This is a genomic window from Bartonella sp. CL70QHWL, from assembly GCF_042194855.1.
Taxonomy (GTDB): Bacteria; Pseudomonadota; Alphaproteobacteria; order Rhizobiales; family Rhizobiaceae; genus Bartonella.
Map to the genome: position 1 here is coordinate 19,588 of NZ_JBHINJ010000014.1, position 14,200 is coordinate 33,787.

The 14,200-nt window shown below is 42.0% G+C and carries 12 protein-coding genes; all 12 read right to left on the reverse strand.

Features of this window, described 5'->3' with window-relative positions:
• Nucleotides 1-1,250 precede the first annotated feature (1,250 nt).
• Nucleotides 1,251-2,255: a phage tail protein gene (locus tag ACFIJZ_RS07100; RefSeq protein ID WP_375631409.1), complete on the reverse strand. Its 1,005-nt coding sequence runs from the start codon at nucleotides 2,253-2,255 to the stop codon at nucleotides 1,251-1,253.
• On the reverse strand, nucleotides 2,252-3,391 hold the full coding sequence (locus ACFIJZ_RS07105; protein WP_375631410.1) for a tail fiber domain-containing protein: 1,140 nt from the start codon (nucleotides 3,389-3,391) through the stop codon (nucleotides 2,252-2,254). Before ACFIJZ_RS07105 ends, ACFIJZ_RS07100 begins: the two co-directional genes overlap by 4 nt.
• Nucleotides 3,388-3,870 (reverse strand): hypothetical protein, encoded by a 483-nt coding sequence (locus ACFIJZ_RS07110; protein ID WP_273791308.1) that lies wholly within the window; start codon nucleotides 3,868-3,870, stop codon nucleotides 3,388-3,390. The genes ACFIJZ_RS07105 and ACFIJZ_RS07110 overlap by 4 nt, the downstream gene beginning before the upstream one ends.
• Before the next feature lie 316 nt (nucleotides 3,871-4,186).
• Nucleotides 4,187-5,650 carry a hypothetical protein gene (locus ACFIJZ_RS07115; protein WP_273791307.1) on the reverse strand — a complete coding sequence of 488 codons (1,464 nt, stop codon included), beginning with the start codon at nucleotides 5,648-5,650 and terminating at the stop codon, nucleotides 4,187-4,189.
• A gap of 79 nt (nucleotides 5,651-5,729) precedes the next feature.
• Nucleotides 5,730-5,900, reverse strand: a complete 171-nt coding sequence (locus tag ACFIJZ_RS07120; RefSeq protein ID WP_375631411.1) for a hypothetical protein — start codon at nucleotides 5,898-5,900, stop codon at nucleotides 5,730-5,732.
• 67 nt (nucleotides 5,901-5,967) lie between these two features.
• Nucleotides 5,968-6,162 (reverse strand): hypothetical protein, encoded by a 195-nt coding sequence (locus ACFIJZ_RS07125; RefSeq protein ID WP_375631412.1) that lies wholly within the window; start codon nucleotides 6,160-6,162, stop codon nucleotides 5,968-5,970.
• A gap of 21 nt (nucleotides 6,163-6,183) precedes the next feature.
• Nucleotides 6,184-6,879: a hypothetical protein gene (locus tag ACFIJZ_RS07130; RefSeq protein WP_375631413.1), complete on the reverse strand. Its 696-nt coding sequence runs from the start codon at nucleotides 6,877-6,879 to the stop codon at nucleotides 6,184-6,186.
• Nucleotides 6,880-6,961: 82 nt separating this feature from the next.
• The gene (locus tag ACFIJZ_RS07135; protein ID WP_375631414.1) at nucleotides 6,962-8,080 is read right to left on the reverse strand and encodes a N4-gp56 family major capsid protein; all 1,119 of its coding nucleotides are present in this window, start codon (nucleotides 8,078-8,080) and stop codon (nucleotides 6,962-6,964) included.
• A gap of 502 nt (nucleotides 8,081-8,582) precedes the next feature.
• Nucleotides 8,583-9,356, reverse strand: coding sequence for a hypothetical protein (locus tag ACFIJZ_RS07140; RefSeq protein WP_375631415.1), 774 nt, complete (start codon nucleotides 9,354-9,356; stop codon nucleotides 8,583-8,585).
• A 422-nt stretch (nucleotides 9,357-9,778) separates the two neighbouring features.
• Nucleotides 9,779-11,629: a portal protein gene (locus ACFIJZ_RS07145; RefSeq protein WP_375631416.1), complete on the reverse strand. Its 1,851-nt coding sequence runs from the start codon at nucleotides 11,627-11,629 to the stop codon at nucleotides 9,779-9,781.
• Nucleotides 11,614-12,975, reverse strand: coding sequence for a PBSX family phage terminase large subunit (locus ACFIJZ_RS07150; protein ID WP_273791300.1), 1,362 nt, complete (start codon nucleotides 12,973-12,975; stop codon nucleotides 11,614-11,616). The genes ACFIJZ_RS07145 and ACFIJZ_RS07150 overlap by 16 nt, the downstream gene beginning before the upstream one ends.
• 738 nt (nucleotides 12,976-13,713) lie before the next feature.
• Complete coding sequence (locus ACFIJZ_RS07155) at nucleotides 13,714-13,863, reverse strand: hypothetical protein (RefSeq protein WP_375631417.1); 150 nt, start codon at nucleotides 13,861-13,863, stop codon at nucleotides 13,714-13,716.
• Nucleotides 13,864-14,200: the final 337 nt, after the last annotated feature.

Here is a 14,200-nt window from a genome sequence, read left to right on the forward strand (position 1 = left end):
AATCATATGAAAAGCTTTTGAAAAAAATTTCCTCATCAAAAATTTTTACAAGGTATTTTTTTAGATTATATTCTGTTTTCCACCTAAAATGTTGATTTTATCACCTGAAACCAAAGAGAAATGCATGTCACCTTGCACGCTGTGTCAGCTTTCCCCAAAAGGACAAAGCCCACACCGGTCTTTAAATAATGGCAATCAATAAACAATGGTTTGTAAACAATCTGGCTTCTTATCTAACAGATTTGACTTGGCTTCCCCCTGCAAATGCATCCTTGTAATGTATCCCCTGTCCAGAGTTACTCTACAAAAAAACGCTGCTTTAGGAATACACACAGACGAAAAACACCCCATGCATAAAATTTTAACCGCATCTCAAACAATGGTATTTTACAACACAACGGGATAAACTATTGTCTTATAGATTTTCTCGTATCACTCTCATCCCGTTTCAAGAAGTTGCCTGATAAGCACAAAATGCCATCTCAGAGGGTTCAATGCCTCACCATGTACTACAACGCATCGCCAACCTGCTGCTCTTGCCAACAGTGCACCCATTTTGAAAACAAAGAGCCCTTTTTTCCTACACGCTTTGCCAAAAAAGAAAGCGCTCCATTTTGCCTTTTCTCGCTTTAAATAAACATATCCGTTGACCTCTTTCCACCACCTAAAAGGACGAAGATTTTAGCCCACATCGGTTTGTAAACAATCCAACTCTTCTGAAAGGATTCCGTCTGCTGCTCACTTATATGATTCACTTGCATAATACTTAACCAAGCAAATCCTTCTCTAAACAATTGCTAATGTATTAAATACTTTAAGCTATCTTACTGATATAACCACCTTCAATAATAGTGTTTTAATGACGGTGTTTTACGGTATAATAGGATAAATTTTACCCATGGGTTTTTTGTCATCGCACAGCAGCGCTTTAAACCCAGCACTTGAAATAATGGATCACGACACCACAAGAGAGAGGCATTTGGGATAAAATCTTTATTCCTCAGTAAAAAACGCCATGAATAAAGAAAGTTTTTTTGTTCTCCCTCTACCTTCAATAATCACTGTCTTGATCCTCTAAAGAACAATAGGCAAACTGACCTTTAGACATCCAACAAAGGCAGCACAAAAAATAAAGAGAGTTAAGTTTTTTCTAAAGCGCCTCAAAACTTTCTGCACAATATATTCAATAAGACTTTTTTTCATAACAAACATTTTAGCATTTTTATCTTTCTCTCACACAGCTTTCATTCTCAGGCTTTGACAGCATAAACCACCGCCATATTGACGGGGCGTGTTTCATCCCCCCCTGTTTTTTGCAACAAGACCTTATGTTCATGCTCTCCCGCAGCCTTCGTTAACCGATCTTTATTGTAAACTTGAGCCAGATTTTTATAATATTCACCGTGATTCATATCCCAAACTAGCTTGTCAAACATTGGATAACTATGCTGGTGGTTACCTGTTGAATCTGTTTTTCCCTCATGGGTATGGGATTGAAAAGACTCTTCTTGTCGGCTTCCCAAGCGACGTCCTTTATCAATTTCTTTTCCACTATCGAGCCCCCGTAAAAACATTCCACGCAAATCGGGAACATTGAATGTTGTTCTCCCGTCTCCTTTTCCCCATGTTTCTCCCAGAACAGCAAAGAGATTAGCATAGTTCCTTCGCGAATATTCTTTACCATCACACAGTAACCATCCAGAGGGTATTTTTTCTGTAGCAAAAGTCCCGATAAATCCAGAAGAAAAAGTTTCAGGCAAAGGAGGAAAGGGCGGAATTTCAGGAAGTTTTATAGTAGGATTGGTTAAAAACCAGCCATCAGCATTTTTTCCGGCAATATCACGCGTATAGACGATCTCATAAAGCCCCCCTTTTTGAATTTCCCCGCCCTTTAAAGGCATAATACCCTCTGGCGTTGCCATATAAGTTGGTCTTGGCGGCAATTGATTTAAAGAAATATTTGTTATTCCTCTGTTGACGCCTTGTGCTTTAAAGCGCACAACAATGCCATCCATATAAGTCTCAAAAAAAGACTTTGTTGCCAAACGAAGTGACGTTCTCTCATTTTTCACTTCGACAGTAAACTGTGTTTCAATCACGCCCCCATTATCCAACAAATATTCTTTGATGCGTTGCATCATAGCGCGAGCACTATCATTGACTGTGCTTGGCGGTTGCCCTTCTGCCCAGTTTATATTCTCGTCGACATAAGCATTTTCTGATGCAACAATTGACCAATCATAAATCGAGCTCATAGAAGATACTCTTTATTCAAAAAGGGAAAACGAGCAAAAAATGAAGAAAAGAAAGCCGCAATTTTATTTTTAGATGCCGGTATTTTCTCCATTTTCATTTTTTCCATTTTCAGGCCTATTTTGTCATAATCAACATGCAATAACTTTGTTTTCGCATTGACATAAACAGCTTCAGGGTTCACACGCAACACGTCTTGCGCCATAACGCCCTGATAACGTTGTGGATTTCCCTTATAATTAAAGGTATAAAGTGGATATCCCTTTTTCTGCCCCACCGGGATAATATTTTCTTTTGCTCTCACATCACAAAGCCCTAAAATTCCTCCGACCAATCCAAGTACTTGCTGCACATCACGCAATGGATCTTTTGTCACAGAAGGCATTGTCGTGGATTTTCCGGAAGTCGTTCCGTAATTTCCAGCAGCCTGTGTCCCTACCTGTAACAAGCTTTGCAATCGGTTCCAATCTTGATTATCTTTTTCTGACCATTTTTGGCGTTCAGCATCTAAGACATTTTGGCGGTTTATATCTTGAATCATGCCCCCTTTCAAAGCATTGCTTTGCACGTTACTCTGTCCTTGATAATAGCTATTTGCCGCATTAACTTGATCATTCTGAGAGCGATCAATCATCTGGTTTGCATTCATCATATTGTTAATATCTTGATTATATTGCTGTGCTGCAGCATTTGTTGCCAAGGCGCCTAACTCATCGGCCAGCACACCAGTATGAGCCCCAGAGCCATAACGTCCTGCTCCCGACATCGATTGATTAATTGCATCGGACGTTTTATTCAGAGCATTTTGCAATGCAGTATTAAATTTACTATTGCTTCCAATCCAGCTTCCCTTAGCCATACCGGAAAGATTTGTAGCGCTGTTGGTTGGTGCATTCAACCATTGCGTTACCGTTGGATTGTTATAGAGCCCTGCTGCTTGTTGTAAACCGGTCAGCGCATTTTTTGTCATATTGCTAAGACCAGCGACTCTGTCTCCCTGATAAACGTTTCCGCCAATTCCTTTATTATAAAGTCCAAGTGCATCAGCACTGGCTTGTTTAAGAATATCAGCCGCCCAAGCAGGTGGAGCATTTGTTTGTGTTGTTGTCTGCACTTGAGGTGTGGTTTTTCTACTCATGGGTTCAGAACCTTTCTATATTGAATAAGATTACGAGAATATCCGTGATGAGCGAGCTTTTTCGCCCATCCAGTTCTTCCAAACATGTGCATTTCTTCAGCATTAATTGTTCGCGCCCATTTTTCGACTTCATCAATCAATTTGACCAATTTCAGCCCTCCCTCTCCAGCAAGATCAGAGAGAACGACGCATTTTTTTCCCGTATGGGTTATTTCAACTTTGGTAATTGCAAAAGCACTAAATTGGATTTTATTTTTTAAGACCAGCCACAATTGTGCTTGTCCTGTAGCGATTTCTTCAGCAATTTTTTCCAGACAAACATCATCCGGAAAGCGCTGAACATATTTTTTCAATGCAGCATTGAGAGCCTCTTGATAGGGAGCTATTTTTTCCCATGGCCACTGCTCTGTCAGATGAGCAGAATATAAATCTTGACTCTCTTGTATCATAATTTTAGCTCTTTTAGCTTTGTCACTCATCTCCCCTCAAATAACATTCCGTCTACGCATTTCACGCATTCCATGCCCCCCGCACAATAAAAGAAAAAAAGCCCCATTATCCCTTTGTCACAACAAAGAGGGAACTTTTTTCTTTATAAAAATAAACCATGGTGCAGCCTATTTTCCTTTATCGCAGAAAAGCATGAAACATAACGCACCACCTTGTTCTTCATATTATAAAGACACAGCTTATCGCATTGTGCCTTTGTTTATAAAGGTTTGGGAAGCCTATGGGGCATTTGTTCTTTAATAATAGAGGATTGAGCCTATCGCATGGTATTACAAAAGGGCATGCCTATCGCATGCCGGCCCGCGTCAATTCCACATCAAATCCAGTGACATGAGTCCAATTCACCCCTTCAGGAATACGCAATTTAAAGCGATAAAACCGTGCCCTTGCACGACAGTGAATTTGTCCAGTATTATAAGAGGGCTGTTTTTCTGGCAACCAAACAGTTTCCTCTTCAAGAGATTGTCGAAAGCGCATTCCCACAGACAAATAAAACTTTCCACTATTGACTTGAGGCATAATATTTTTCACCCGTGTTATCATGCCATTTGTCTGCCCCATTTCTTGTGATGTCACGACACAAGCCATAGGACCCCCAGAAAACGAACCCAGTCTCCCCTGTTGATCAAATGCCCCCAGAATAGGCGATTCATTTTTCCAAGCTTTACTATCGAGAGAAAAGGACAAATCGTCAATATTCTTAGTCACAAAATCAAGACCTTCTAGGGTTGTTCCTGCTAAGAAAATAGGCAATATCATTTTGATATCGACGAGAGCTTTTGTCCATTTTTGCAATCCCCAATCATAAATGAGCAAGATACGTTTATGAAGGTTCTCATCAGAATCAACCATCCAATAAACACGATTATACACCCCATCGATAGCAGCAGACAGAGTGTACAGATTATCCTTCCTTGATTTTGCGGTCATCGTTCGATCGACTTTTTCGAACCCAATGGGTATAATCTGTCCCTCATTTGTTATTTGATAAAACCCGCCCTCATCGGCAAAGAATGCTAAATCGCCTCTACAAACAATTGATTCAGCATTTTTTGCGCCTCGTTTATCGTGGATTTTTTGGAAACTAAAAATAATCTTAGAGCCAGGAATAAAAGAACCAGCATAGATTGCAGAACGCATAAAGATAATTGGATTTGTTGTCTCCGTTGCCCCTTGGACGAATCCGCCATCAGGAAAATCTTGATAATCACAACTTTTTTTTCCCACGGTCCAAAATTCAGCATCATTTAATCCAGACCAATGAACCCGTCTTGGATACTCAGTTAATTTCATCAAACAAACGAAATCTCCCCAGATTCGAACAATCCCTGCCTGTGGTGGATTTCCTCCTAAATTTCTAAATGTTTTATCATGATTAATATCAATCACTTGTGGTTTATCATTGGCATTCACAGCAATGATAAAATCACCAAACAAAGCAAAAGACCACGGAGCATCAACATTAGCCAGATAAGATTTTCCTTTTTGGCTAATATCTTTCCAGTTCATTGTTGTATTATCAAGTAAGTAGATTTTATCTCTTGTCCCGACAATAATAGAAACCCCATTTTTTGTTTTAACCGCAAGAGTGCCTAAGATTGGCTCCGGACAAGGCTCTGATAAAGGTTCAAAACTTGGCATAGGGATATAGGAGCCATCCGCCGGGAGCACATTAACAAGTTCATCGGTAAAAATTCCATTGATATCCGCCACATCGGGTCGATAATCAGCGATTGGGAAAAAAGCCATCAAGACCCCCATAAAATCTTTGAAGAGCCCAGTGCCATTCAAAACACCAAGGCTTATTGATAAAAAACCACAAAAGCCCTTAAAACTCTAAAGGCATAAAATTCAACAAAATAAACAACCTTAGATTGTTTAAAGCACCAAAAAAAACGATACCATAAATAATGGCCACCCCAACGCCATCCACCAGCGCCAAACCAAAATCAACTGCTCGGCCCCCAATGACTGGGAAAAGAGCCCTAGAACTCTCCATAAAATCTTTGAAGAGCCCAGTATCATTCTAAAACACCAAGGCTTATTAATTGAAACCACAAAAGCCCTTAAAACTCTAAAGGCATAAAATTCAACAAAATAAACAACCTTAGATTGTTTAAAGCACCAAAAAAAACGATACCATAAATAATGGCCACCCCAACGCCATCCACCAGCCCTTCACCATCAACACCCAACGCGCAAATCCAGCCATAAGTGACAAACCAGCCACCAGTGCCAAACCAACCTTCAACACCAGCCATAAACGATTTGAAATGAACTTTTTAAAAACGCATTGGGCGAATCTTTGAAGAACCTTTTCGGCGCGATGTTTCAATGCGCAAAGCTTGAAGCTGTTCTTGAAAATCTCTGAAAGAAACGGCGGCATATTCAGGATCTTTAAGGATATTTTTATAAAGTTCATATTTTGCCCGTGCTTTAATAAGATCAAAAGCATAAATCAACCAAGGGTTATCATCCTCTTGCAGCTGTTCATCAGCAAAATGAACAGGAGCATAAGAAAGCTGTACAGTTTCCACATGTTCTGGTGTTGGAAAGAGTCCTATTTTTTGATCAAGGCACGTATAAAAGAATGGCGTTCCTAGCGCAGGATGCATACCATATTGTTGATGCAACACTTCCAAGGGCTTAAAGAACAACTTTGTTGGTGTTGCATTCTTTGTTGCTAAAAAGACGCTCTTCAAACTCTTTTCTGATTCAATAAAAACCCCCTCTTCTTGCCCATACCATGTTTTACCACTTTGTGTTTTAAACGTCCTTTCTCTTTTTTCATTAAAGAAAAAGGGTTCGCGTTCACACAAACGCAAAGCCGTAAAAATTGAATCTTGAATTTGCAGAGAATATTCCGCTGTTGTATCGTCAATTTCATCTTGAATAAGCGCAACCATATAAGCAAAAGTTTTAGAATGGTCTGAATGTGTAAGGTTTAGATTTTTGGGATCAGTGGATAAAGTGGTCATAAGCCTGTCCTTGTTTCTGGAAGCATTTTAAATTTTCCCCCAACAGATCCCTCTTGTTGGGGGAAGTTAGCAAACATTCGCTTTAAGCGGGTGCTCCATAAGTTGGGATGACGATAGTGCCAAAATCCTGAGCCCCTTGCGTACTTCCTGGCAAGGTAAAGCAAGTTTTTTTCATACCAATAATGGTTTTTGCCGCAACCCCGAATTCTCTTTCATAGTCGAAGAGTTCTTCCACCAATTTATAGCGTGTCGCCCCTCGATCTTTACCAAAAGCAATTACAGCACTCTGCGCACCAAGCAGAACAGCACGACGCACATTTGGTACAGCTTTATTTGCCGCCCCAGATTCGACCCCTTCGGTAATATGTTCAGCTTCGCGCAAAACCACACCATTATACATGCCCAAAGATCCATCATAGAGCGGATTTTTGATACGACTTCCACTATAGATTGCCTTAGTAATGTCGAGCCATTGCCCCGCATCTGTATTGGTTCGCAATTGCGTCACTTGGGTTGGATGTAGATAAAGCACATAGACATTTTCCCCATCGATCCGCACGGGTCTAATTTTAGGATTTGCCAATTTAGCCCGTTCGACAGCTTTATCAATCAAGCTGAGATCAAAAAAATCGCCTTCTTGTAAGTCCTCATCTTTTGCTTTATCGTTAGGACGTACCACGCGTTTATTGGTTGGTGCCGTTGGCGCATTAAACCCATAATGAACAGGTTTAAGGGTAATCGTGCGTCCTTCAAAGTTAATTGTTTTTGCGGTATAACCACACACTTGAATGAAGAACATCATACTCAGACGATCTGCATACCAATCAACCAAACCATTTTTTGCCTCGGTGCGCAAATCATGGAGAATTCGTTGTTGATCAATCGTTCCCTCATTTTTGACACGCACAGCATGAACGAGTTCATTAATTGCCAAGCGATCATTGAGAAACTGTAAAGCTTCTTCATTGCCTTCCAATGTCTGCCCTTCACTCACCCCATCGCCTAGCAACTGCACACGCAAATTAAAGCTAATAGCATCCCCACTTGCTTTCGTGGTTTCATCTTTTAATTGTACGATACTGTTTGAATCATTTCCAATCAACGGTGCAATCGGAAGTGCTTTTGAGACTTCTTGGTTTAGTAATTTAGACCATGTGCGCACTGCCATTGGGTCATTAAGTCCGATATAAGTTACAGTCATTTTGTCCTCTAAAAGTTTTATTGACATAAAAAACCCGGCAAAGCGCCGGTTGTTAAAACACCACATTTCATTTCAAATGGTGAATAGGTTGTTTGTGAGTTTTATCTAATTTCTGTTAGCGTCTGCCTCCCCCTTATAAGAGCTCTCCTCACCACATCCGTGCTGTGAGAAATCCCCCCGCATTCTCCTGCGCTAAAAGCCTCTTAACGTTCCCGCAAAAAACACTCCCCCGCATTCTCCTGCGCTAAAAGCCTCTTAACGTTCCCGAAAAAAACACTCCCCCGCATTCTCCTGCGCCAAAAGCCTCTTAACGTTCCCGAAAAAAACACTCCCCCGCATTCTCCTGCGCTAAAAGCCTCTTAACGTTCCCGCAAAAAACACTCCCCCGCATTCTCCTGCGCTAAAAGCCTCTTAACATTCCCGCAAAAAACACTCCCCCGCATTCTTCTGCGCCAAAAGCCTCTTAACGTTCCCGAAAAAAACACCTGCCACATTCTTGTTTTTAAAATTCTCTTCCCCCCATTAAACGATTAAAAGCGGCTTTATTTTTAGGATCAGAAACCCAAGCGCTAAACTCTGCTTCTGACATTTTATCAAGCATATCCAAAGAAATCGGCCCATTTGGCGTCAAGCCGTTATAAGCAGCAAGAGTACGTGCAGAATTGTGTCTTTCCTGTAAATTTTCACCCATGTTATTGGGAACATTTGTGTAGCCAATTTTTTGTGCAATAGAGTAAATCACTTCAGCCGGATTTTGATTTTTTTGCGCACAATCGCGCAAGATCTGCTTCAATTCATCACCAATCAACGCATCAATATTTTTGGGATCTGCCATCTCAGGATAGAGCAAAGCACAAGCTGCCAATTGTTTAGCCCGTGTTTCATAAATAAAATCAGCTGCTTGATCAAAATCATGATGCTTTTGTTTAACACTGGCAACAGACTGCTGAAAAAACGCATGCAACTGTTCTGCTTCGCGAGCAAGAGAAGGTTGTTGTTTTTCATGTACAAGCCCTTGTTTTTGGAGTGTTTTTCCCAACCATTGCATATAGCCCATAAAGTCTTTTTGCGGATCTGGCGCAGCATCTTCGCCCCCTTGAACCTCTTTTCCAGCTTTTTGCGAAGAGTCCTGTTGTTGAAGCATTTGCCCTTGAAAATTATCTTCAAGAGTTTTTTCTTCTCTTCCAATTTCACCATTTTCTCCCTCTTGTGTTGAGACCAGAAAATCTTGTTTCAATTGGTTTTGTTCTGCCGGCGTTAAGTGTTCTTGATCCATGACATTAGCCTTCTCTTTTTTTTAACAATAAAATAAAATTTTTCAGATAAAACAGCCCCATAAGCACTTATCCCCTCAATGCTCTCTCATCATTTAGCACCAGCATTCCCCACCATGTTCACCCCACATGACGGCAAGCCTCCCTCTCCACCCTACTTTTCCCAACAGTCCTGCCCTATAAAACAGGTCTTTTAAGAAAAGGGAGCCCATGCACTACGAAAATCGATAAGCCCATTCTGCGCCCACCATTCCCCACCATGTTCACCCCACATGACAGCAAAACTCCCTCTCCACCCTACTTTTCCCAACAACACTGCCCTACAAAACAGGTCTTTTAAGAAAAGGGAGCCCATGCACTACGAAAATCGATAAGCAATTTATGATATATGGCGTTTATCAGAAGTCACGCATGACAAAGCACCCTATTGTTGAGCCTTTGCTGTCTGCAACATCTGCATTATCTGCTCTGTCCCCACATTATCCCCCATCTGCGCTGAGGCATTTTGCTCTTCTTGAAAAGAGTTTTGCGCCTTTATCGCAATTTTATGAATAAGTGAAGCCGGTAAAGGCGAATAGCGTAAGAGATCGAGCATAATCTCAGGCGTTGTAAAATTTTGCATCAAAGGCAGCAATTGCATGATCAGTGCAAAAGTACGCTCTTTTTCATTAAGACTTGTTGGTGCATCATCCACGACAATATCATATTCCAAACTTGTCACCATTTCGCGTGTCAGCGGCACATACTGGGCATTTTCATCACCAGCAATACGCACCAACCGCCCATCGGACAGATAATTTTGAATAAGATAGAGAATAATTTTTCCCTGTCGTTGCCGATATCGACGCAACCCATCAAAAAAGGAAGCCAAAAGATTAAGTGACGATTGTCGCCGTTGTTGCTCAAGAATGCCAGGCTGATTGACAGCTCGCGTTCCAATAAATTCAGAAGACAACCCCGTCACCTGTTCGAGTGCGCTCTTTGCTTCATTAAACAATTGGAAAAAACCTTGCGGAAATTGTGCCATGGGTTTAGGCTGGATTCTTCCCCCAGACACCGCCCCACTTTTCAACCAAGTAATACTATCGGCTCTAGCCCAACTCTCGAGGGCTTGTCGATCATCATCAAAAGCATCGCGCTCTGCCATAATTCCGCCTTTTGATTGGCTATTGAGCAAATGCATCACTTGACTAAAATATTTGTTTGCCCACCGTTGCGGATCTTTTGTAGGGCGCACAATTCCATAAAATTGCCGGCTTAACTTATCAAAAGTACCGGTAATACACTCCCATCCCAATTGATTGGGTGGAACCAAAGGCTTATCAGGCGCTTCAAGCAGCTTTCTACCTAAAAATGCCCGTTTGACAATTTTTCTGTTCAACCTTGTTGCTTGAACATGAGGAAAGGTTTTGCTTAAATTTTGGAAATCCTGCTCTGAATAATCGACAAACTTTCCACTTAGAGGCTCGAGAACTTTATAAACCACCTCGCGTTCAAACCAGCGACATTCTACCAATGTCACCATTTTAGGACGTTGATAACCACTCCCCTCTTCTCCTTGATACCCCCTCTCGGACTGATAACTTTGTGTCATCCCATCGCTGGTTGAATGTAAAAAACTCTGATGTTTAACCCAATCAGCATTAAGGTCACTCCAATGAACATGGGGAAACATTTCCTGCGCCACAGCAAGGGGTTTTTCATCAATATACCATAAGCGTTGTGCATCAATGAGATTAGGCTTGACAGCACTTGCATCCCACACCATTTTCATCGGGTCTAAACGTGCAATGATTGGTTTTCCTTGCGGATCTTGTTCATAATCAAGGCGTGTATCTGTCCAGCCCATTCCGCAAATAATTGCATCTTGAAAGGCATCGGAATCTTCGTATTCCCCATCAGCTTCATCACGAAACCACTCAGCCGCCCCTGTCAAAATCTGGTTTGCAAAGGCAGCTCCTTCTTGTCGTGGAATAAATTGCACTTGCCTTTTATTATTGCGCTCAGCCCCAATCACGGCATTAATTAAAGGCGCAATACGGTTAAAAGTCATAACCGGTCTGTTTTGTTCGTGCAAGACAGCCAAGTCTTGCTCATTCCATTGCCGTCCATTATAAAAATCGTAATCTTCTTGGGCATTTTTTCGCCATTTTTCGACATGATCAATATCATCCTGATACCAACCCACGAGTTTTTTAAAGAGAGCTTGATTTTCAAGCGTTTCGATTTGATTAAAAGAAGAATCTGTAGAACTATTCATTAAAAAGCCATCCATGAAGTTTGAGAATGGTGAAACGAGCGATAAGGTTTTTTTCGCGCTCTAGCATTTGGCTGTTCATAAGCCACACACATCAGTCCAAAGGCATCGGCCCCATGGCTTGCCCAATCATGTTCAGCGCCTAGTCCGATATTGCGCTGTTCGTCGCGCTTTTCATGATACCAAGCAAGCGCTTTTCTGCCCGCACATGTCGTTTCACGATTAAACCATAGTGCAGGAAACAACCGCCTTACGGCTTCGATACGCATTTTCACAGCGCCTGTTCCTTGGTTAGGAATTATTTTGGTTTGAAAACCGGCTTGTTGAAGGGCACTTTCAAAACTCACATTATAGACACGATCTTTTGTTGCGCCATCATGAGGCAAAACCATAAGAGCCTTTTCATATCCCCTTTGAAAGACCCACCCCACATGTTCTGAGAGAGGTTGACCTTGGGCTTCATAATAATCGAGCACTCGGATTTCCCGTCCAACAAACTGCGCGACCCACAATGCGGTAGCATCAGCCTTTGCGCCTGTTCCCCCGATATCCCAAAAGATTCTCACCTGCATCAAAGGATCACGTGGAACAGTGGTAATCCGCCCTTCCATTTCGGCTTCGAGAAGACATTTCTGATAATAAGCCCCTTGGACAGCTTGGAGATATTCGCCTTCCCAAATATGGTTATACTGCTCTGGTCTTTGCTGCAAATCGTCCATTCGATCACGATTGAGTTTTTCAGGAAATTGCGGATTATCACGCCAATTGATTTCCACCCCTTTGATATGAGGATTATCGACATTTCGGAAACGTTTTTCCACGGCTGCATTTTCATGGCACGGGTTCCATGTGACCCATAATTCTGCATTCCAATCTTTTCCTTCTTCGCGCAAAGTTGGAATAAGTGTTTGCCAAGCAGTCTCAGTCACGGGCTCTGCTTCATCGACCCAACAAAGGAAAACGCGCCCCATTGATTTAATACTTGCGATATTGCGATCAAGCCCAGCAAACACATAGACAATCCGTCCATCTTTTGACTTAATATATTTATCACCGATTTCATAATAGTCTTGTAAAAAAGGATAAGCTTCGATAGCGCGTTTAATTTCTTCCAAAGAACTTTCATTAAGAGAATTTTGAAATTGCCGTGCACAAAGAATAATCCCGCGTTCTCCAGCCATTCCATGGCGATATCCCACAACAGCCGACATCAAAGCAAAAGAACGTGTTTTTCCAGAACCGCGTCCTCCCCAAGCGGCTCGCACATCGGCATTTCCAGTAAAGACAGGAATAAGCTTTGGAATAAGAGCCACTTGAGCCGTATTCTGCTCAATTTTTTGAGAAATTTTCTGAACAGTTGTCATTATAAATTTTCATATTTTAGCAATAATTGCGCTTCACTCTTTTGCTTATCCCAAGTTTAATTATCCCAGAGCAATTGAACGAAAAGAGCAATTGAACGAAAAACGCCCTTCTCAAAAGCAGCGCTTTACCTTCCTTCATCCTAATATTCAATAAATTTCACTTTTTTGCATGAGATCCCCTTGACCACACCTATGCGCCCCAAAGTCCCTATCCCCCCCAAAGATCATTATCTCCAAGGGGTCCCTATTTTCCCCCATCACCGCCCCTCAAACACCGCGCCTGTCATCCCCCAACCACAAGCACGGTATCCCCCACCCAAATCATAGCCTCAGCACATAGCTCTCGGGCATATCCAAAGCCCAATATCCTCCAATATCATGCCCTCTCAAGCATCACCAATCCTCACACTTGTCTATCCCCCAAGATACCCCCACCAAAACACATGTATCCCGCAAGCATAACACTTCTCTCAAGTTTCATGCCCTCACCTATCAAAACACTGTTCCATATCCACCACACAAATACCCTGCACCAAATCCCCTCCAGCACACGGGCCCTTACGGCATCATTCACCAAATCCCCTCCAGCACACGGGCCCTTACGGCATCATTCACCAAAGCCCCTTCCAGTATCACGAGCGCCCACAAGCACGATAGCCTCCGCTTCAATTCCCTCAAGATAGGCAATCACCAAAGCAGCCTCCTTCCAAGACATCACCCCACATCACCCACCTCAGCCTAACATTTTTCAATATCACAAGCCTCCGTTATCGAGGTATCACACTTCTCCGGTTCGCTATTTTTTGCATTCACTGGTACAATCTCAATACGCAAAACTGTTTTTGATATCTCCACACCTTCAATAACGAGAAAAGACCAAACCTTCACAAAAATCCAAAACAGTAGATAACATCACGCCCCCTAAGCATTGTACCTCTCGAGTATCACCTCTTCAGCACACGCCCCTCTGTCATCGCCCATAAAATCCGGTGTCTCCACGTAGGAAGCCCAAATATCTCCCACCAAAATATTCTGCTCTCCAGTAAATGCCCAAACATCACAGCGCCTTCTTCAAGCCTCAGTTATCGAAGTATCACACTTCTCCGGTTCACTATTTTTTGCATTCACTGGTACAATCTCAATACGCGAAACTGTTTTTGATATCTCCACACCTTCAATAACGAGAAAAGACCAAACCTTCACAAAAATCCAAAACAGTAGATAA

Bases quoted from the DNA above. Each gene is read 5' to 3' on its own strand.
- ACFIJZ_RS07100 (WP_375631409.1), bottom strand. From the start codon at position 2,255: ATGAGCTCGATTTATGATTGGTCAATTGTTGCATCAGAAAATGCTTAT.
- ACFIJZ_RS07105 (WP_375631410.1), bottom strand. From the start codon at position 3,391: ATGAGTAGAAAAACCACACCTCAAGTGCAGACAACAACACAAACAAAT.
- ACFIJZ_RS07110 (WP_273791308.1), bottom strand. From the start codon at position 3,870: ATGAGTGACAAAGCTAAAAGAGCTAAAATTATGATACAAGAGAGTCAA.
- ACFIJZ_RS07115 (WP_273791307.1), bottom strand. From the start codon at position 5,650: ATGGCTTTTTTCCCAATCGCTGATTATCGACCCGATGTGGCGGATATC.
- ACFIJZ_RS07120 (WP_375631411.1), bottom strand. From the start codon at position 5,900: ATGGAGAGTTCTAGGGCTCTTTTCCCAGTCATTGGGGGCCGAGCAGTT.
- ACFIJZ_RS07125 (WP_375631412.1), bottom strand. From the start codon at position 6,162: ATGGCTGGTGTTGAAGGTTGGTTTGGCACTGGTGGCTGGTTTGTCACT.
- ACFIJZ_RS07130 (WP_375631413.1), bottom strand. From the start codon at position 6,879: ATGACCACTTTATCCACTGATCCCAAAAATCTAAACCTTACACATTCA.
- ACFIJZ_RS07135 (WP_375631414.1), bottom strand. From the start codon at position 8,080: ATGACTGTAACTTATATCGGACTTAATGACCCAATGGCAGTGCGCACA.
- ACFIJZ_RS07140 (WP_375631415.1), bottom strand. From the start codon at position 9,356: ATGGATCAAGAACACTTAACGCCGGCAGAACAAAACCAATTGAAACAA.
- ACFIJZ_RS07145 (WP_375631416.1), bottom strand. From the start codon at position 11,629: ATGGATGGCTTTTTAATGAATAGTTCTACAGATTCTTCTTTTAATCAA.
- ACFIJZ_RS07150 (WP_273791300.1), bottom strand. From the start codon at position 12,975: ATGACAACTGTTCAGAAAATTTCTCAAAAAATTGAGCAGAATACGGCT.